At 53.7% G+C, this 20519-nt stretch carries 13 protein-coding genes, 6 tRNA genes and 3 rRNA genes; 1 reads left to right on the forward strand and 21 read right to left on the reverse strand.

The genetic code is table 11. The annotated features are described in order from the left end of the window. Positions 1–46: 46 nt before the first annotated feature. The 21 genes from rpoB to tyrS all read right to left on the reverse strand — a co-directional run bounded on the left by rpoB (position 47) and on the right by tyrS (position 18867). A complete protein-coding gene (rpoB, locus tag ACYZT7_RS29185; protein WP_462039176.1) occupies positions 47–4120 on the reverse strand; it encodes a DNA-directed RNA polymerase subunit beta in 4074 nt (1357 codons plus the stop codon). 220 nt (positions 4121–4340) lie between these two features. Further along, a complete protein-coding gene (gene rplL, locus ACYZT7_RS29190; protein ID WP_010467258.1) occupies positions 4341–4706 on the reverse strand; it encodes a 50S ribosomal protein L7/L12 in 366 nt (121 codons plus the stop codon). 80 nt (positions 4707–4786) lie between these two features. After that, positions 4787–5287 carry a 50S ribosomal protein L10 gene (gene rplJ / locus ACYZT7_RS29195; RefSeq protein ID WP_008145489.1) on the reverse strand — a complete coding sequence of 167 codons (501 nt, stop codon included), beginning with the start codon at positions 5285–5287 and terminating at the stop codon, positions 4787–4789. Between the two features lie 198 nt (positions 5288–5485). After that, positions 5486–6181: a 50S ribosomal protein L1 gene (gene rplA, locus ACYZT7_RS29200; RefSeq protein ID WP_128872506.1), complete on the reverse strand. Its 696-nt coding sequence runs from the start codon at positions 6179–6181 to the stop codon at positions 5486–5488. After that, positions 6181–6612 carry a 50S ribosomal protein L11 gene (rplK, locus tag ACYZT7_RS29205; RefSeq protein ID WP_003210097.1) on the reverse strand — a complete coding sequence of 144 codons (432 nt, stop codon included), beginning with the start codon at positions 6610–6612 and terminating at the stop codon, positions 6181–6183. The genes rplA and rplK overlap by 1 nt, the downstream gene beginning before the upstream one ends. Before the next feature lie 117 nt (positions 6613–6729). Further along, on the reverse strand, positions 6730–7263 hold the full coding sequence (gene nusG, locus ACYZT7_RS29210) for a transcription termination/antitermination protein NusG (protein ID WP_282379324.1): 534 nt from the start codon (positions 7261–7263) through the stop codon (positions 6730–6732). A 9-nt stretch (positions 7264–7272) separates the two neighbouring features. Beyond that, positions 7273–7641 (reverse strand): preprotein translocase subunit SecE, encoded by a 369-nt coding sequence (gene secE, locus ACYZT7_RS29215; protein ID WP_007896620.1) that lies wholly within the window; start codon positions 7639–7641, stop codon positions 7273–7275. Between the two features lie 45 nt (positions 7642–7686). Continuing rightward, a tRNA-Trp gene (locus tag ACYZT7_RS29220) sits at positions 7687–7762 on the reverse strand. Positions 7763–7815: 53 nt separating this feature from the next. Continuing rightward, positions 7816–9009: an elongation factor Tu gene (gene tuf / locus ACYZT7_RS29225; RefSeq protein ID WP_462041879.1), complete on the reverse strand. Its 1194-nt coding sequence runs from the start codon at positions 9007–9009 to the stop codon at positions 7816–7818. An 84-nt stretch (positions 9010–9093) separates the two neighbouring features. After that, positions 9094–9169 (reverse strand) — tRNA-Thr (locus tag ACYZT7_RS29230). Between the two features lie 26 nt (positions 9170–9195). Next, a tRNA-Gly gene (locus ACYZT7_RS29235) sits at positions 9196–9269 on the reverse strand. A gap of 24 nt (positions 9270–9293) precedes the next feature. Then, positions 9294–9378, reverse strand: a tRNA-Tyr gene (locus ACYZT7_RS29240). Between the two features lie 142 nt (positions 9379–9520). After that, positions 9521–9961 carry a hypothetical protein gene (locus ACYZT7_RS29245; protein ID WP_462039177.1) on the reverse strand — a complete coding sequence of 147 codons (441 nt, stop codon included), beginning with the start codon at positions 9959–9961 and terminating at the stop codon, positions 9521–9523. A 7-nt stretch (positions 9962–9968) separates the two neighbouring features. Continuing rightward, positions 9969–10718, reverse strand: a complete 750-nt coding sequence (locus ACYZT7_RS29250; RefSeq protein WP_462039178.1) for a pantothenate kinase — start codon at positions 10716–10718, stop codon at positions 9969–9971. Continuing rightward, positions 10708–11667, reverse strand: a complete 960-nt coding sequence (birA, locus tag ACYZT7_RS29255) for a bifunctional biotin--[acetyl-CoA-carboxylase] ligase/biotin operon repressor BirA (protein WP_462039179.1) — start codon at positions 11665–11667, stop codon at positions 10708–10710. Before birA ends, ACYZT7_RS29250 begins: the two co-directional genes overlap by 11 nt. Before the next feature lie 135 nt (positions 11668–11802). Next, a 5S ribosomal RNA gene (gene rrf, locus ACYZT7_RS29260) occupies positions 11803–11918 on the reverse strand. Positions 11919–12091: 173 nt separating this feature from the next. Further along, positions 12092–14983: ribosomal RNA gene (locus ACYZT7_RS29265) — 23S ribosomal RNA — on the reverse strand. Positions 14984–15232: 249 nt separating this feature from the next. Beyond that, positions 15233–15308 (reverse strand) — tRNA-Ala (locus ACYZT7_RS29270). Between the two features lie 30 nt (positions 15309–15338). Beyond that, positions 15339–15415: transfer RNA gene (locus ACYZT7_RS29275), tRNA-Ile, on the reverse strand. Positions 15416–15576: 161 nt separating this feature from the next. Then, positions 15577–17115: ribosomal RNA gene (locus ACYZT7_RS29280) — 16S ribosomal RNA — on the reverse strand. The 16S, 23S and 5S rRNA genes sit together here with 2 tRNA genes alongside, the layout of an rRNA operon. 552 nt (positions 17116–17667) lie before the next feature. After that, positions 17668–18867, reverse strand: a complete 1200-nt coding sequence (gene tyrS, locus ACYZT7_RS29285; protein ID WP_462041880.1) for a tyrosine--tRNA ligase — start codon at positions 18865–18867, stop codon at positions 17668–17670. A 213-nt stretch (positions 18868–19080) separates the two neighbouring features. Between tyrS and ACYZT7_RS29290 the strand changes: the two genes are divergently transcribed. Continuing rightward, the gene (locus ACYZT7_RS29290; protein WP_462039180.1) at positions 19081–20517 is read left to right on the forward strand and encodes a peptidoglycan DD-metalloendopeptidase family protein; all 1437 of its coding nucleotides are present in this window, start codon (positions 19081–19083) and stop codon (positions 20515–20517) included. Positions 20518–20519: the final 2 nt, after the last annotated feature.

A 20519-nucleotide genomic window follows, 5' to 3' on the forward strand; every position in this document is an offset into this window, starting at 1 on the left:
AGCAGAGAGCGGGCAATCCTGCCCCGCTCTCGATTCGCGTCACGTGTTATTCGGTTTCCAGATCGATATCGATGCCGAGGGAACGAATTTCCTTGATCAACACGTTGAAGGACTCGGGCATGCCCGGCTCCATACGGTGATCGCCATCCACGATGTTTTTGTACATCTTGGTACGGCCGTTCACATCGTCCGACTTCACTGTGAGCATTTCTTGCAGAGTGTATGCAGCACCGTATGCTTCCAGTGCCCAGACCTCCATCTCCCCGAAACGCTGACCACCGAACTGAGCCTTACCACCCAGCGGCTGCTGAGTAACCAGGCTGTACGAACCGGTAGAACGAGCGTGCATCTTGTCGTCTACCAAGTGGTTCAGCTTCAGCATGTACATGTAGCCAACAGTAACCGGGCGCTCGAACTTGTTGCCGGTACGGCCGTCGGTCAGCTGCATCTGGCCGCTTTCTGGCAGGTCAGCCAGTTTCAGCATGGCCTTGATTTCGCTTTCCTTGGCGCCGTCGAACACTGGAGTGGCCATTGGAACGCCGCCACGCAGGTTCTTCGCCAGATCCAGAATTTCCTGGTCGGAGAAGCTATCCAGATCTTCGTTACGACCGCCGATCTGGTTGTAGATCTCGTCGAGGAATTTACGAAGCTCAGCGACTTTGCGCTGCTCTTCGATCATCCGGTTGATCTTCTCGCCCAAGCCTTTAGCCGCGAGGCCCAGGTGGGTTTCAAGGATCTGACCAACGTTCATACGCGAAGGTACGCCCAACGGGTTGAGGACGACGTCGACCGGGGTGCCATTGGCATCGTGCGGCATGTCTTCAACCGGCATGATCACGGAGACCACACCTTTGTTACCGTGACGACCGGCCATCTTGTCGCCCGGCTGGATGCGGCGACGGATTGCCAGGTAAACCTTGACGATTTTCAGCACACCTGGAGCCAGGTCATCGCCCTGCTGCAGTTTGCGCTTCTTGTCTTCGAACTTGTCGTCCAGCAGACGGCGGCGATCAACGATGTAGGCCTGAGCCTTCTCGAGCTGCTCGTTCAGAGCATCTTCAGCCATGCGCAGTTTGAACCACTGACCATGCTCAAGACCGTCGAGAACTTCGTCGGTGATGTCCTGACCTTTCTTCAGACCGGCGCCGCCTTCGGCTTTGTGGCCGACCAGAGCGGAACGCAGACGTTCGAAAGTAGCGCCTTCAACGATACGGAACTCTTCGTTCAGATCCTTGCGGATCTCGTCGAGTTGAGTCTTCTCGATGGACAGCGCACGAGCATCACGCTCGACGCCGTCACGGGTGAAGACCTGTACGTCGATGACAGTGCCCTTGGTACCGGTAGGTACACGCAGGGAAGTGTCTTTAACGTCGCTGGCTTTTTCACCGAAGATGGCACGCAACAGCTTCTCTTCCGGAGTCAGCTGGGTCTCGCCTTTCGGAGTGACCTTACCTACCAGAATGTCGCCTGCGCCAACTTCAGCACCTACGTAAACGATACCGGCTTCGTCCAGCTTGTTCAGTGCAGCTTCACCCACGTTCGGGATGTCTGCAGTGATTTCCTCTGGCCCAAGCTTGGTGTCACGTGCCACACAGGTCAGTTCCTGAATGTGGATCGTGGTGAAGCGATCTTCTTGAACAACTCGTTCCGACAGGCAGATGGAGTCTTCGAAGTTGTAACCGTTCCAGGCCATGAACGCGATGCGCATGTTCTGACCCAGCGCCAGTTCACCCATGTCGGTGGACGGGCCGTCAGCCATGATGTCGCTACGCTGAACCCGATCACCTTTACGCACCAGCGGACGCTGGTTGATGCAGGTGTTCTGGTTGGAGCGGGTGTATTTGGTCAGGTTGTAGATGTCGACACCAGCTTCACCGGTTTCAACTTCATCATCAGCAACACGAACCACGATACGGCTGGCATCAACGGAGTCGATCACGCCGCCACGACGAGCCACGACGCAAACGCCGGAGTCACGAGCTACGTTACGCTCCATGCCGGTACCGACCAGCGGCTTGTCAGCGCGCAGGGTTGGTACAGCTTGACGCTGCATGTTCGAACCCATCAACGCACGGTTGGCGTCATCGTGCTCGAGGAACGGGATCAGCGACGCTGCAACCGAAACTACCTGCTTCGGAGAAACGTCCATCAAGGTGACGTCTTCCGGCGCCTTGACGGTGAACTCGTTCAAGTGACGAACAGCTACCAGCTCGTCGATCAGCATTTTCTTGTCGTTCATCGTGGCCGAAGCCTGAGCGATCACGTGATCAGCTTCTTCGATGGCAGACAAAAACACGATCTCGTCGGTGACCAGAGCGTCTTTCACCACACGGTACGGGCTTTCGAGGAAGCCATACTGGTTGGTGCGCGCATAGGCGGCCAAGGAGTTGATCAGGCCAATGTTCGGACCTTCCGGCGTTTCAATCGGGCATACACGGCCGTAGTGAGTCGGGTGTACGTCACGAACTTCAAAGCCGGCACGCTCACGAGTCAAACCGCCAGGGCCGAGTGCAGATACACGACGCTTGTGGGTGATCTCGGACAGCGGGTTGTTCTGGTCCATGAACTGCGAGAGCTGGCTGGAACCGAAGAACTCTTTCACCGCCGCAGCCACTGGCTTGGCGTTGATCAGGTCTTGCGGCATCAGGCCTTCGCTTTCAGCCATCGACAGACGCTCTTTGACTGCACGCTCAACACGTACCAGGCCAACGCGGAACTGGTTCTCGGCCATCTCGCCTACGCAGCGAACACGACGGTTACCCAGGTGGTCGATGTCGTCGACGATGCCTTTACCGTTACGGATGTCGACCAGGGTCTTCAAAACCGCGACGATGTCTTCTTTGCACAACACGCCCGAACCTTCGATCTCGGTACGACCGATACGACGGTTGAACTTCATCCGGCCGACCGCAGACAGATCATAGCGTTCAGGGCTGAAGAACAGGTTGTTGAACAGAGTCTCGGCAGCGTCTTTGGTTGGCGGCTCGCCTGGACGCATCATGCGATAGATCTCGACCAGCGCTTCCAATTGGTTGCTGGTGGAGTCGATCTTCAGAGTGTCGGAGACGAACGGACCGCAGTCGATATCGTTGGTGTACAGAGTTTCGATGCGAACAACTTGGGACTTGGCGATTTTTGCCAGGATCTCGGTGTTCAGCTCGGTGTTGCACTCTGCCAGGATTTCGCCGGTTGCCGGATGCACGATGACCTTGGCGGTGGTGCGGCCCAGGACGTAGTCCAGAGGCATAACCAACTCTTTGATCCCGGCTTTTTCCAGCTGGTTAATGTGACGAGCGGTGATACGACGACCCTGCTCGACAATAACCTTGCCCTTGTCATCGAGAATATCGATAACAGCGATTTCACCACGCAGGCGCTGAGGCACCAATTCCAGGCTGATACTTTCGCCCTGCACATGGAATACGTTGGTGGTGTAGAACGCGTCGAGCACTTCTTCAGTGGTATAACCGAGCGCGCGCAGCAGTACCGATGCAGGCAGCTTGCGACGACGGTCGATACGCACGAATACGCAGTCTTTCGGGTCGAACTCGAAGTCCAGCCACGAACCGCGATAAGGAATGATGCGCGCGGAGTACAGCAGTTTGCCGGAACTGTGCGTCTTGCCACGGTCGTGGTCGAAGAACACGCCCGGGGAACGGTGCAGCTGGGAAACGATTACACGCTCGGTACCGTTGATTACGAAGGTACCGTTCTCAGTCATCAGGGGGATTTCACCCATGTAGACTTCTTGCTCTTTGATGTCCTTGATCGCTTTGTTCGACGATTCTTTGTCGAAAATGATCAGGCGCACTTTTACCCGCAAAGGTACGGCGTAAGTTACACCGCGCAATACGCATTCTTTGACATCAAATGCCGGTTCGCCCAGGCGATAACCGACGTACTCCAGCGCAGCATTGCCGGAGTAGCTGATGATCGGGAAAACGGATTTGAAGGCCGCATGCAGGCCCACGTCGCGGAACTGATCTTTAGTCGCTCCCGCTTGCAAGAATTCACGATACGAATCCAGCTGGATGGCCAGGAGGTACGGCACATCCATGACGTCCGGCAACTTGCTAAAGTCCTTGCGGATACGTTTTTTCTCAGTATATGAGTAAGCCATCAGCGTTCCCCAGCTTGGTCACCTGCTTGTTTGGCCCCTCCCGACGGGAGCAGCCAGAAAATCGTGCAAACCCCATGGTTTGCGCCACCACATCGGGTGGTTACAGCTCGTTATCAGCACCAACCCAGTCGGCTGCCAATAACGGAAAAAGGCCGGTGGCAAGAGCCACCAGCCATCAGCCTTTCGCTTAACGCTCGGGCTGGAGACGCAAAGTCGATGCTTACTTCAGCTCGACTTTAGCGCCTGCTTCTTCCAGAGTGGCTTTGGCTTTGTCAGCTGCGTCTTTCGAAACAGCTTCCAGAACCATGCCAGGAGCGCCGTCAACTACAGCCTTGGCTTCTTTCAAGCCCAGACCGGTCAGTTCACGTACTGCCTTGATCACGTTAACTTTCTTCTCGCCAGCTTCCAGTAGCATGACGTTGAATTCAGTTTGTTCTTCAACAACGGCAGCGACAGCAGCTGGACCAGCGGAAGCAGCGGCAGCGGAAACGCCGAACTTCTCTTCCATGGCCTTGATCAGCTCAACGATTTCCAGAACGGATTTTTCGCCGATTGCTTCGATGATTTGGTCGTTAGTCAGAGACATGACTATAAATTCCTGTATTGGGGTGACAGCCTACGCGGCCATCGAAATAAACAATAAACGCTGAAAGGAGTCGCTCAGCCTCAGGCTGCGGCAGCTTCTTTCTGGTCGCGAAGAGCCGCCAGAGTACGAGCCAATTTGCTGGTTGCGCCTTGAATCACGCTCATCAGCTGAGAAATTGCTTCGTCACGGGTCGGCAGGCTTGCCAGTACGTCGATCTGATTAGCTGCGAGGAACTTGCCCTCGAACGCAGCTGCCTTGATCTCGAACTTGTCCTGACCTTTTGCGAACTCTTTGAAGATACGGGCAGCAGCACCCGGATGGTCTTTGGAGAATGCAATCAAGGTCGGGCCGGTGAACACGTCGTTGAGCACGTCATATTGAGTGCCAGCAACGGCGCGCTTGAGCAGGGTGTTACGTACAACACGTACGTATACGCCAGCTTCACGAGCCTCTTTACGGAGTCCGGTCATAGCGCCTACTGTTACGCCACGGGCATCAGCCACGACAGCGGACAGAGCAACTTGGGCAGCCTTGTTGACTTCAGCGACGATGGCCTTCTTGTCTTCAAGTTTAATTGCCACGGGAAAAACTCCTGCTTGTTACCGTTTCATCCAACCGAGGTCAGATGTCGTTTTGGTGTCTGATTCGGTAAGGAACCGGGAGCACCATCTGCGTAGGCTTGAGGTTTAAGACTTGCGTCGCCTACGGTCTTGGATAGCCCCCGCCAGGCAGGGACCCCAATCTTTCAATTGGCGCAATCGCTTGCGCCAATTTTTGTCTTACGCTTCCAGCGAACCTTGGTCGATGACCAGGCCCGGACCCATGGTGGTGCTCAGGGTGATGCGCTTGACATAAATGCCTTTCGAGGAAGCCGGCTTGATACGCTTCAGATCAGAGATCAGGGCTTCAACGTTTTCCTTCAGCTTGACGGCATCAAAGCCGACTTTGCCAACGGAGGTGTGAATGATGCCGTTTTTGTCGGTGCGATAACGAACCTGACCAGCCTTGGCGTTTTTAACCGCGGTAGCTACGTCTGGAGTTACGGTGCCGACTTTAGGGTTAGGCATCAGGCCACGTGGGCCGAGGATCTGACCCAGCTGACCCACAACGCGCATTGCATCCGGGGATGCGATAACTACGTCATAGTTCAGGTCGCCGCCTTTCATTTCGGCAGCCAGATCGTCCATACCTACACGGTCAGCGCCGGCAGCCAGAGCGGCCTCAGCAGCTGGACCCTGGGTGAACACAGCAACACGAACAGTCTTGCCAGTGCCGTGTGGCAGCACAGTAGCGCTACGAACGACCTGGTCGGATTTACGCGGGTCAACACCCAGGTTTACAGCAACGTCGAACGACTCGCTGAACTTGACAGTCGACAGCTCAGCCAGCAGAGCAGCAGCGTCTACAAAGTTGTAGGACTTGCCTGCTTCGATTTTGCCGGCGATAGCCTTTTGACGCTTGGTCAACTTAGCCATTACACACCCTCCACGTTAAGGCCCATGCTACGAGCAGAACCGGCGATAGTACGCACGGCTGCGTCCATATCAGCTGCAGTCAGATCCGCGTTTTTGGTTTTCGCGATTTCTTCCAGCTGAGCACGGGTCACAGTGCCAACCTTAACGGTGTTCGGACGAGCGGAACCGCTAGTCAGACCAGCAGCCTTCTTCAGCAGAACCGAAGCAGGGGTAGACTTGGTTTCGAAAGTGAAACTACGGTCGCTATAGACAGTGATGATCACTGGAGTCGGCAGACCTGGCTCAATACCCTGAGTACGGGCGTTGAAAGCCTTGCAGAATTCCATGATGTTCACGCCGTGCTGACCCAATGCAGGACCAACAGGTGGGCTTGGGTTAGCCTGAGCGGCTTTCACTTGCAGCTTGATGTAAGCGGTAATCTTCTTGGCCATGAGGCACTCCAATTACGGGTTCGAACGCCTCGAAAGGCTCCCCGGTTACTTGCGCGTTTATCCCAGTGACGACAAAACCCCACAGCCTAGGGCTGCGGGGTTGGGATGCTTGCTCAGCTAGACCTTTTCGACCTGGCTGAACTCTAACTCTACCGGAGTAGAGCGACCGAAAATGAGCACCGCCACTTGGATCCGGCTCTTTTCGTAGTTAACCTCTTCGACCGTGCCAGTAAAATCGGCAAACGGCCCGTCGTTGACACGTACCGACTCACCTGGCTCGAACAACGTCTTCGGCTTCGGCTTGTCGCTACCATCAGCAACGCGACGCAGAATCGCTTCTGCCTCTTTATCTGTAATTGCCGCAGGCTTATCAGCGGTACCGCCAATAAAACCCATCACCCGAGGAGTATCCTTGACCAAGTGCCAAGTACCCTCATTCATATCCATCTGAACCAGCACATAACCTGGGAAGAACTTGCGCTCGCTTTTGCGTTTCTGGCCATTACGCATTTCAACCACTTCTTCAGTGGGAACCAGAATTTCGCCAAAGCCATCTTCCATGCCAGCCAGCTTTACGCGCTCTACCAACGAGCGCATGACATGCTTCTCGTAACCGGAGTAAGCATGCACAACGTACCAACGCTTAGCCACGGGACACCCTTAGCCGACAATCAAGGAAACAAGCCAGCCGAGCAGGGAATCAAGCCCCCACAACAGCAACGCCATAACCAGAACAACAGCCACAACAATCAACGTGGTCTGCGTGGTTTCTTGGCGAGTTGGCCATACGACTTTACGAATCTCGGTGCGAGCTTCCTTAACCAGTACAAAGAAAGACTTGCCCTTGACTGTCTGCAGGCCTACAAAGGCAGCTACAGCAGCAATGACAAGCAAAGCAAGTACGCGGTACAGGATCGGCGAAGCAGAGTAATACTGATTGCCAACAACGCCAACAACCACCAAAGCGACTACTACTAGCCACTTGAGCAGATCGAAGCGAGAGCCTTGAGCTTCAGCTTTAGGAGTCATCTATGAGGATCCTGTGAAAAGAAAGCCAGACACACCAAGTGAATCTGGCAGGTCAGGAGGGAATCGAACCCCCAACCTACGGTTTTGGAGACCGTCGCTCTGCCAATTGAGCTACTGACCTAAAACAAAATCAGGCCGACCATTATGCCGGCCCGAAAAAGACATTACAACAACTTACTCGATAACCTTAGCAACGACACCAGCACCGACGGTACGACCGCCTTCACGGATAGCGAAACGCAGACCATCTTCCATTGCGATGGTTTTGATCAGAGTGACGGTCATTTGGACGTTGTCACCTGGCATCACCATTTCAACACCTTCTGGCAGCTCGCAGTTACCAGTCACATCAGTAGTACGGAAGTAGAACTGTGGACGGTAGCCTTTGAAGAATGGCGTATGACGACCACCTTCTTCCTTGCTCAGAACGTATACCTCAGCGGTGAACTTGGTATGCGGCTTGACGGTGCCTGGCTTGACCAAAACCTGGCCACGCTCAACATCGTCACGCTTGGTACCGCGCAGCAAAACGCCGCAGTTCTCACCAGCACGACCTTCGTCGAGCAGCTTGCGGAACATCTCAACACCAGTGCAAGTAGTTTTGACAGTGTCACGAAGACCCACAATCTCAACTTCTTCCTGAATGCGGACAATGCCACGCTCAACACGACCAGTCACAACAGTACCGCGACCGGAGATCGAGAACACGTCCTCGATCGGCATCAGGAACGGCTTATCAATAGCGCGCTCAGGCTGCGGAATGTAGCTATCCAGAGTCTCGACCAACTTCTTGACGGCAGTGGTGCCCATCTCGTTATCATCTAGACCGTTCAGCGCCATCAGCGCCGAACCAATGATGATCGGAGTGTCATCACCTGGGAAATCGTAAGTGCTCAGTAGGTCGCGCACTTCCATCTCAACCAGCTCCAGCAACTCAGCGTCGTCAACCATGTCAGCCTTGTTCAGGAAGACAACGATGTACGGAACGCCAACCTGACGGGACAGCAGGATATGCTCACGGGTTTGCGGCATCGGACCATCAGCGGCCGAGCAAACCAGAATCGCACCATCCATCTGCGCAGCACCGGTAATCATGTTTTTTACGTAGTCGGCGTGACCAGGACAGTCAACGTGTGCGTAGTGACGCACGGCCGAATCGTACTCAACGTGAGCGGTGTTGATGGTAATGCCACGAGCTTTTTCTTCAGGGGCGCTATCGATCTTGTCGAAGTCGACCTTTGCCGAACCGAAAACCTCGGAGCAGACACGGGTCAAAGCAGCAGTCAAAGTGGTTTTACCATGATCGACGTGACCAATGGTACCAACGTTGACATGCGGCTTATTACGCTCGAACTTTTCCTTAGCCATCGAAATCACCCCTAACAGAAGAATTAAGCAGGCCAAACAAGCCATTAAAACAAAGGCAGATATTTTCATATCTGCCTTGTCATATGGAGCTCTTGAGCGGATTTGAACCGCTGACCTCACCCTTACCAAGGGTGTGCTCTACCAACTGAGCTACAAGAGCGTAACACTTTGCAGGATCTGCAAACTTGGAGCGGGTAGCGGGAATCGAACCCGCATCATCAGCTTGGAAGGCTGAGGTTCTACCACTAAACTATACCCGCGGAGCTTGCAGCTCTCGCTAAAAATGGTGGAGGGGGAAGGATTCGAACCTTCGAAGTCGTAGACGTCAGATTTACAGTCTGATCCCTTTGGCCGCTCGGGAACCCCTCCTAAGCGAGCCGGCATTCTATATCATGCCAGCCTTCTGTCAAGCATTTTCTCATTAAAAACCTGAGGTTAGCTGCATTGACATCGCTCCGCACCGTTAACCGCTAAAGGTCTTCACTGCGAAGCGGGCGCCATTCTATGCAAACTAATTGGCGGGTGCAACCCCCTCGCACGGCATTATTTTATGTTTTAACTCATTGAATTCTCTAGAAAGGTTTTTCAGCTGCGAGTCATCCAACCAACGTCGGCTTTCTGGTGCCACCCGCACCCAGTAACCAGCAGACTCGGCGGGAGCCTTCAGCAAGGACTCGAACTTGATTTCCATACCGCTCAATCGCCGCTCGACCGCCTGAGCCGCTTCCTGACGAGCAAAACCGCCCAAATACAGGCAACCATCATCTGCCTGGGCAGGCTTTCCTTTATCACCAGCCGCGTCAGTCGTCTCACTCAACAAGCGAATACCCTGCTGCGAACCCCGATACAAACTCAAAGGGGTTACATCCTTTGCACGCAGAGGAGCCTCTTGTTGGTGCCAGATGTAATAGAACACATTGAGAACAAGCAGCAACAGAAACAACCAACGCATAGAAACCTCAGGACAGGGGGCATGCCATAGCCAAGCCTACAAACACCAGATCGGGAACCATCCTGGCCTCAGGCACGATTTCGGAAACCAGGCCTGCATCTCCTCCAGTAAGAAACACAGCGAAATCATCCCCCCAATAGCTACGCGCCAACTCTAGCTGTGTCAGGACAAAACCTCTCAGCATCAACGAGCATCCCCGTTCGACTGCCTCGACAGTTGTACGACCAGGAATAAGACTTTCCAGAGCGCGCTCGGCGGCTAGATCCCCATAACGAATTCTACGGGTATGGGTACGCAACTGGTTTCGCATCAGCGGCATACCCGGGCATATAAATCCTCCGAGATGCTCGCCATCCCTGGCGATGAAGTCCGCAGTAACAGCCGTACCAAAATCAAGCACAAGGCATGAGCCTGAGGCCAGATGAAATCCCCCAAGCATCGCCAGCCAACGGTCGAGTCCTAACCGCTCGAACTCGTCATAGCCATTACGTACCCCCGACATTTCGCGGGACGGTGCAGCACATACCACCGACACACCAAAAGCGCCTGTCAGTAGCGAAATCAGTGCATTGGTTTCTTCGGCGGTCCTGACACTGACCAGCCGACAAAACTTGAGAGCGAGCCCCTTGAGCGCTTTCAAGCTCTCCAGCAAAGCGAGATCTGAATCAACGACACCCTCGCCAACCACCCGCCGAACATCCGCATCGAGCACACGCCACTTGATGAAACTGTTTCCGCAGTCGAGCTCAAGAATCATCACGCAACCTCAGACTGAGCTCACCACCACTAAAGACTTTTTCCACACCACCCACCTTCAAGCGCAGAGCACCCTGACTATCAATACCCAGCACTTCGCCATCTATTTGGTTAACACCGGCAATCAGCGACACGGCCCGCCCCTGCCAGAGATGATTTTGCTCCCACTCTGCCTGGATAGCTGAAAATCCGTCGACTTGATGACGACACAGATACTCCTGGAGCATCGCGCCTAACTCGCCCACCAAGTGATTTCGGTCAAACACCTTACCCGACTCGAGCCGCATGGACGTCCACTGCTGATCTACCTCATCGGTAATCTGCATGTTCACATTAATTCCCACACCCAGCACAACGTGACACACATCGGCAGGATCCCCCACCAGCTCGAGCAGTATCCCGGCAATCTTTTTCTGACCGACCAGAACATCGTTGGGCCACTTCAATCCAGCCCCCGAAACACCGAGTTTTCGCAATGCCTGCATCACGGCGAGCCCAACAACAAGACTCAAGCCTTCCAGCTGACGCATTCCACCTTCAATACGCAGCACAAGGCTGTAATAGATGTTTTCCGCAAATGGACTCACCCACTTTCGCCCACGCCGCCCGCGACCTGCTGTTTGCCGCTCAGCAAGCACCAGAAATGGTGCAGCCTGACCTCGCTCTATGGCACGTAGAGCCTCGGCATTAGTGGAGTCGATTGAATCGAAAACCAGGATGGGCCAATCACAAGAAGGTGCTTGCCCTTTTATCTCGACAGGATCAAGCAGCGTCAACGGTGCAGCCAGCTGATAGCCGCGACCCCGCACCTTATGGATGGATAGTCCCAGATCAGCCTCTAAATGCTGAAGCTGCTTCCAAACGGCACTACGACTGACACCCAAGGCAACGCCCAGAGCCTGACCCGAATGGAATCGGCCATCTTTAAGAAGCTTTAACAACGTCAGCATGCAAGTCTCGCCTCACAATGAGGCCAGCATGATAGCCATGCCCCGCGCCATTGCATAGAAACTCAACAGGCCAGTTTTCCCGCGGACAAAACAAAACCCCTACCTGCATACGCAGATAGGGGTTTCGGAATTTAATCTTGACGATGACCTACTCTCACATGGGGAAACCCCACACTACCATCGGCGATGCATCGTTTCACTGCTGAGTTCGGGATGGGATCAGGTGGTTCCAATGCTCTATGGTCGTCAAGAAATTCGGGAGCCAGGTCGTGGGCCTTTGCAGGTTCACGCTCCAGCGAATGGGTATGCGATAGTTTGGTGTTTTGTGAGTATCTCGAACTTTCGGTTCGGTTCGTCTTCACACACCGCAATCTGGTGCTCTTTCGCTTTTCAGCTCGAAGCCTGCAAATTGCTTGGGTGTTATATGGTCAAGCCTCACGGGCAATTAGTATTGGTTAGCTCAACGCCTCACAGCGCTTACACACCCAACCTATCAACGTCGTAGTCTTCGACGGCCCTTCAGGGGACTCAAGGTCCCAGTGAGATCTCATCTTGAGGCTAGTTTCCCGCTTAGATGCTTTCAGCGGTTATCTATTCCGAACATAGCTACCCGGCAATGCCACTGGCGTGACAACCGGAACACCAGAGGTTCGTCCACTCCGGTCCTCTCGTACTAGGAGCAGCCCCTCTCAAATCTCAAACGTCCACGGCAGATAGGGACCGAACTGTCTCACGACGTTCTAAACCCAGCTCGCGTACCACTTTAAATGGCGAACAGCCATACCCTTGGGACCGGCTTCAGCCCCAGGATGTGATGAGCCGACATCGAGGTGCCAAACACCGCCGTCGATATGAACTCTTGGGCGGTATCAGCCTGTTATCCCCGGAGTACCTTTTATCCGTTGAGCGATGGCCCTTCCATACAGAACCACCGGATCACTAAGACCTACTTTCGTACCTGCTCGACGTGTCTGTCTCGCAGTCAAGCGCGCTTTTGCCTTTATACTCTACGACCGATTTCCGACCGGTCTGAGCGCACCTTCGTACTCCTCCGTTACTCTTTAGGAGGAGACCGCCCCAGTCAAACTACCCACCATACACTGTCCTCGATCCGGATAACGGACCTGAGTTAGAACCTCAAAGTTGCCAGGGTGGTATTTCAAGGTTGGCTCCACGCGAACTGGCGTCCACGCTTCAAAGCCTCCCACCTATCCTACACAAGCAAATTCAAAGTCCAGTGCAAAGCTATAGTAAAGGTTCACGGGGTCTTTCCGTCTAGCCGCGGATACACTGCATCTTCACAGCGATTTCAATTTCACTGAGTCTCGGGTGGAGACAGCGCCGCCATCGTTACGCCATTCGTGCAGGTCGGAACTTACCCGACAAGGAATTTCGCTACCTTAGGACCGTTATAGTTACGGCCGCCGTTTACCGGGGCTTCGATCAAGAGCTTCGCGTTAGCTAACCCCATCAATTAACCTTCCGGCACCGGGCAGGCGTCACACCCTATACGTCCACTTTCGTGTTTGCAGAGTGCTGTGTTTTTAATAAACAGTCGCAGCGGCCTGGTATCTTCGACCGGCATGGGCTTACGCAGTAAATGCTTCACCCTCACCGGCGCACCTTCTCCCGAAGTTACGGTGCCATTTTGCCTAGTTCCTTCACCCGAGTTCTCTCAAGCGCCTTGGTATTCTCTACCCAACCACCTGTGTCGGTTTGGGGTACGGTTCCTGGTTACCTGAAGCTTAGAAGCTTTTCTTGGAAGCATGGCATCAACCACTTCGTCACCCAAAGGGTAACTCGTCATCAGCTCTCGGCCTTAAGATCCCGGATTTACCTAAGATCTCAGCCTACCACCTTAAACTTGGACAACCAACGCCAAGCTGGCCTAGCCTTCTCCGTCCCTCCATCGCAATAACCAGAAGTACAGGAATATTAACCTGTTTTCCATCGACTACGCTTTTCAGCCTCGCCTTAGGGACCGACTAACCCTGCGTCGATTAACGTTGCGCAGGAAACCTTGGTCTTTCGGCGTGGGTGTTTTTCACACCCATTGTCGTTACTCATGTCAGCATTCGCACTTCTGATACCTCCAGCAAGCTTCTCAACTCACCTTCACAGGCTTACAGAACGCTCCTCTACCGCATCACCTAAGTGATACCCGTAGCTTCGGTGTATGGTTTGAGCCCCGTTACATCTTCCGCGCAGGCCGACTCGACTAGTGAGCTATTACGCTTTCTTTAAAGGGTGGCTGCTTCTAAGCCAACCTCCTAGCTGTCTAAGCCTTCCCACATCGTTTCCCACTTAACCATAACTTTGGGACCTTAGCTGACGGTCTGGGTTGTTTCCCTTTTCACGACGGACGTTAGCACCCGCCGTGTGTCTCCCATGCTCGGCACTTGTAGGTATTCGGAGTTTGCATCGGTTTGGTAAGTCGGGATGACCCCCTAGCCGAAACAGTGCTCTACCCCCTACAGTGATACATGAGGCGCTACCTAAATAGCTTTCGAGGAGAACCAGCTATCTCCGAGCTTGATTAGCCTTTCACTCCGATCCACAGGTCATCCGCTAACTTTTCAACGGTAGTCGGTTCGGTCCTCCAGTTAGTGTTACCCAACCTTCAACCTGCCCATGGATAGATCGCCCGGTTTCGGGTCTATTCCCAGCGACTAGACGCCCTATTAAGACTCGCTTTCGCTACGCCTCCCCTATTCGGTTAAGCTCGCCACTGAAAATAAGTCGCTGACCCATTATACAAAAGGTACGCAGTCACCCAACAAAGTGGGCTCCCACTGCTTGTACGCATACGGTTTCAGGATCTATTTCACTCCCCTCTCCGGGGTTCTTTTCGCCTTTCCCTCACGGTACTAGTTCACTATCGGTCAGTCAGTAGTATTTAGCCTTGGAGGATGGTCCCCCCATATTCAGACAAAGTTTCTCGTGCTCCGTCCTACTCGATTTCATGACCAAGAGATTTTCGCGTACAGGGCTATCACCCACTATGGCCGCACTTTCCAGAGCGTTCCGCTAATCTCAAAGCCACTTAAGGGCTAGTCCCCGTTCGCTCGCCACTACTAAGGGAATCTCGGTTGATTTCTTTTCCTCAGGGTACTTAGATGTTTCAGTTCCCCTGGTTCGCCTCTTAAGCCTATGTATTCAGCTTAAGATAACCATCTTATGATGGCTGGGTTCCCCCATTCAGACATCTCCGGATCAAAGTCTGTTTGCCGACTCCCCGAAGCTTTTCGCAGGCTACCACGTCTTTCATCGCCTCTGACTGCCAAGGCATCCACCGTATGCGCTTCTTCACTTGACCATATAACCCCAAGCAATCTGGTTATACTGTGAAGACGACATTCGCCGAAAATTCGATTCTTGCTCATAAAGAGCAACTCACAAATTTTACCTTAGCCTGATCCGTTACCAGTGAAAGTAACGTCCAGTCTATCTTTCTATCACATACCCAAATTTTTAAAGAACGATCTAGCCAAAGACTAGAAATCAACATTCACCATCGTCACGATGGAATGCTCATTTCTAAGCTTTCAACAACAGAAGCAGTTAGTGGTGGAGCCAAACGGGATCGAACCGTTGACCTCCTGCGTGCAAGGCAGGCGCTCTCCCAGCTGAGCTATGGCCCCGTATTTCTACAGGCGTTTCCCACACAAAATTGGTGGGTCTGGGCAGATTCGAACTGCCGACCTCACCCTTATCAGGGGTGCGCTCTAACCAACTGAGCTACAGACCCAATTTCGAGCTACAAGGCCGACCTCACCCTGCTCTCTACCACAGAGCATGGGGTGCGCTCTAACCAACCAAGCTACAACCCCTTAGGGCTGCTTCTTATCGTCTTCTTCAATGAATCAAGCAATTCGTGTGGGAGCTTATGGAGCAGCTGATGTCGTCGATTAAGGAGGTGATCCAGCCGCAGGTTCCCCTACGGCTACCTTGTTACGACTTCACCCCAGTCATGAATCACACCGTGGTAACCGTCCTCCCGAAGGTTAGACTAGCTACTTCTGGTGCAACCCACTCCCATGGTGTGACGGGCGGTGTGTACAAGGCCCGGGAACGTATTCACCGCGACATTCTGATTCGCGATTACTAGCGATTCCGACTTCACGCAGTCGAGTTGCAGACTGCGATCCGGACTACGATCGGTTTTCTGGGATTAGCTCCACCTCGCGGCTTGGCAACCCTCTGTACCGACCATTGTAGCACGTGTGTAGCCCAGGCCGTAAGGGCCATGATGACTTGACGTCATCCCCACCTTCCTCCGGTTTGTCACCGGCAGTCTCCTTAGAGTGCCCACCATTACGTGCTGGTAACTAAGGACAAGGGTTGCGCTCGTTACGGGACTTAACCCAACATCTCACGACACGAGCTGACGACAGCCATGCAGCACCTGTCTCAATGTTCCCGAAGGCACTCCGCTATCTCTAGCAGATTCATTGGATGTCAAGGCCTGGTAAGGTTCTTCGCGTTGCTTCGAATTAAACCACATGCTCCACCGCTTGTGCGGGCCCCCGTCAATTCATTTGAGTTTTAACCTTGCGGCCGTACTCCCCAGGCGGTCAACTTAATGCGTTAGCTGCGCCACTAAGAGCTCAAGGCTCCCAACGGCTAGTTGACATCGTTTACGGCGTGGACTACCAGGGTATCTAATCCTGTTTGCTCCCCACGCTTTCGCACCTCAGTGTCAGTATCAGTCCAGGTGGTCGCCTTCGCCACTGGTGTTCCTTCCTATATCTACGCATTTCACCGCTACACAGGAAATTCCACCACCCTCTACCATACTCTAGCTCGACAGTTTTGAATGCAGTTCCCAGGTTGAGCCCGGGGATTTCACATCCAACTTAACGAACCACCTACGCGCGCTTTACGCCCAGTAATTCCGATTAACGCTTGCACCCTCTGTATTACCGCGGCTGCTGGCACAGAGTTAGCCGGTGCTTATTCTGTCGGTAACGTCAAAACACTTACGTATTAGGTAAATGCCCTTCCTCCCAACTTAAAGTGCTTTACAATCCGAAGACCTTCTTCACACACGCGGCATGGCTGGATCAGGCTTTCGCCCATTGTCCAATATTCCCCACTGCTGCCTCCCGTAGGAGTCTGGACCGTGTCTCAGTTCCAGTGTGACTGATCATCCTCTCAGACCAGTTACGGATCGTCGCCTTGGTGAGCCATTACCTCACCAACTAGCTAATCCGACCTAGGCTCATCTGATAGCGCAAGGCCCGAAGGTCCCCTGCTTTCTCCCGTAGGACGTATGCGGTATTAGCGTCCGTTTCCGAGCGTTATCCCCCACTACCAGGCAGATTCCTAGGCATTACTCACCCGTCCGCCGCTCGCCACCAGGTACAAGTACCCGTGCTGCCGCTCGACTTGCATGTGTTAGGCCTGCCGCCAGCGTTCAATCTGAGCCATGATCAAACTCTTCAGTTCAAACATCTTTGGGTTTTTAAGAAACCCTAAACTTGGCTCAGCAATCGTTGGTTACATCTTTGATTTCTCGCGGAGTAACTTGTGATGCTGATAATCTTGTTGACTATCAGTCTGACTCCACAAGCACCCACACGAATTGCTTGATTCAGTTGTTAAAGAGCGGTTGGTTAAGATCTTTCGTCTCAACCGAGGCGCGCATTCTACAGCAGCCTCTGTTGCTGTCAAGCGGTTATTTTCAGAAGTTTTCAAAGTTTCCTTTGTAACTTCAACCACTTGCGCTTTCGATCTCTCGTTAGCGGGAGGCGAATTCTACAGCGTTACTCGCTGCTGTCAACACCTCTTTTACACCGCTTTCGACCGAGAAGATCGAACCGTTAAAAGAGCCAAACAACCCCGCTCTTTCAACTCCTTCTGGGCTTCGATGAACTGAAGCAACTCGCTGTCGAAAACTGCGCAACTCATTGTTTACCAAGGAGTTTTCCGTTTCGACTGCGCCGGAAGTGGGGCGAATTATAGACGTCCAGAATCTGCCGTCAACCCCTAATTTGAGCTTTATTCGGATTTGAGCGTAATACGCGCAAATGCCTTCTTCCCAGCCTGGCAAACATGGGTCGCGCCCAGTACATATATAAAGGTGCGATCGACAACCTCACCATCTATACGCACACCACCAGAACCTAGAAGGTCCCGCGCGACAGCCGAGTTCTTGACCAGACCTGCCTTATTAAGGACAGCAGCAATCGGCATGTCTTCAGTAGCAGTCAATTCGATCTCTGGCAGATCGTCCGGCAGCTCACCTTCCTTCATACGGTTACCCGCCGCACGGTGAGCATTGGCCGCAGCCTCCTCACCATGGAAACGCGCGACGATCTCTTCAGCCAGCTTGATCTTGATGTCGCGCGGATTTGCGCCCGCCTCAACATCCGCACGGAACGCATTGATCTCATCCATGGAACGGAAGCTGAGCAATTCGAAGTAGCGCCACATCAGCGCATCCGGAATGGAAACCAGTTTGCTGTACATCACACCGGGCGCTTCCTGAATCCCCACGTAGTTGCCCAAGGACTTGGACATCTTCTTCACGCCATCCAGACCTTCGAGCAGCGGCATGGTCAGAATGCACTGAGCCTCTTGACCATACCCACGCTGCAGTTCACGCCCCATCAACAGGTTGAACTTCTGATCGGTACCACCCAGCTCGACATCCGCACGCAAAGCGACCGAGTCATAACCCTGAACCAGCGGATAGAGAAACTCGTGAATGGCAATTGGCTGATTGGTGGTGTAGCGCTTGTCGAAGTCGTCGCGCTCGAGCATGCGAGCCACGGTGTACTGAGAAGTCAGGCGAATGAAGTCGGCCGGCCCCATCTGATCCATCCAGGTGGAGTTGAACGCAACTTCAGTTTTCGCCGGATCAAGAATCTTGAAGACCTGGGTCTTGTAGGTCTCGGCATTCTCGAGAACCTGCTCACGGGTAAGCGGAGGACGTGTTGCACTCTTGCCACTCGGATCGCCGATCATCCCGGTGAAGTCACCTATAAGGAAGATCACCTGATGCCCCAGCTCCTGGAACTGGCGCAGCTTATTAATAAGCACGGTATGACCCAGGTGCAAATCCGGCGCGGTCGGATCGAAGCCTGCCTTAATACGTAGCGGCTGGCCACGCTTGAGCTTTTCGATCAGCTCGGACTCGACCAACAGTTCTTCCGCACCACGTTTGATCAGCGCTAGCTGCTCTTCAACCGACTTCATAACAGACCCGCAAGGCTCGAATTCAAAGGGAACCAACCATACAAGATCGCGCGTCAAATACAAGTTCTGCCCGGCGCACGGACGCCAATCCACGAACAGAGCGTTCGCGGACTTGCTTAAGAGATGATTTGGTTATATTTTATACAGTTATTTCATCTTCATCATGTCATTCATCTTTTCCAATTCATCTTTTTTCAAAGTCAAAAATTACCTATGACCAAAGAATCGTCTAAAGCGCCGCCGCTTTACCCGAAGACCCACCTGCTCGCAGCAAGCGGCATCGCCGCCCTTCTGAGCCTGGCGCTTCTGGTATTCCCTTCCAGTGATGTTGAAGCCAAAAAGACGACCCTGAGTCTTGAACTGGAAAGCCCTGCTGAACAACTGACACAAGATCAAGACGCTGCCGAGGCCGTCCAGGCCACAAATGAGCCAGCAGCTTCCCCTTTCGCACAGATCGAAAACAGCACAGAAGAACCCCAGGAAACCGCTCAGGCCGTACCGGCGCCGGCATCCACGCCCGCCCCTGTGATCGAAGAAAAAAAATCTCCAAACCATAGGGAAGTGATCGTTTCTAAAGGCGATACGCTCTCCACACTGTTCGAGAAAGTCGGCCTTCCGGCAACTTCGGTGCATGAAGTACTGGCCAGCGACAAACAGGCCAAGCAGTTCAGCCAACTCAAACATGGCCAGAAACTTGAATTCGAACTGAGCCCCGATGGCCAGCTGACCAACTTGCACAGCAAGGTCAGCGACGTCGAAAGCATCACCCTGACCAAGAATGACAAGGGTTATGCATTCAACCGCATTACCGCCAAGCCTACCGTGCGCTCCGCCTACATTCATGGCGTGATCAACAGTTCGCTGTCGCAATCCGCTGCACGTGCAGGCCTGTCCCACAGCCTGACCATGGACATGGCCAGCGTGTTTGGCTATGACGTCGACTTCGCCCAGGATATTCGCCAGGGTGACGAGTTCGATGTCATCTACGAACAGAAAGTCGTCAACGGCAAGGCCGTCGGCAATGGCCCGATCCTTTCCGCGCGTTTCACCAACCGCGGCAAGACCTACACCGCCGTGCGTTACATCAATAAACAAGGCAACAGCAGCTACTACACCGCTGACGGCAACAGCATGCGCAAGGCGTTTATCCGTACGCCGGTGGACTTCGCCCGCATCAGTTCGAAATTCTCCATGGGCCGCAAGCACCCAATCCTGAACAAGATCCGCGCCCACAAAGGCGTCGACTATGCAGCGCCGCGTGGCACCCCAATCAAGGCAGCCGGTGACGGCAAAGTGATGCTGGCCGGACGCCGCGGTGGCTACGGCAACACCGTAGTCATCCAGCACGGCAATACCTACCGCACGCTGTACGGCCACATGCAAGGCTTCGCCAAAGGCATCAAGACTGGCGGCAGCGTCAAGCAAGGCCAGGTGATCGGCTACATCGGCACCACCGGACTCTCCACCGGCCCGCACTTGCACTACGAGTTCCAGGTCAATGGCGTACACGTCGATCCATTGGGCCAGAAGGTAGCGATGGCCGATCCGATCTCCAAAGCTGAACGCGCACGTTTCCTCGCGCAGAGCCAACCGCTGATGGCGCGTATGGATCAAGAGAAGTCCACGCAGCTGGCTTCGAGCAAGCGATAAGC

The organism is Pseudomonas sp. RT4P38 (assembly GCF_054897765.1).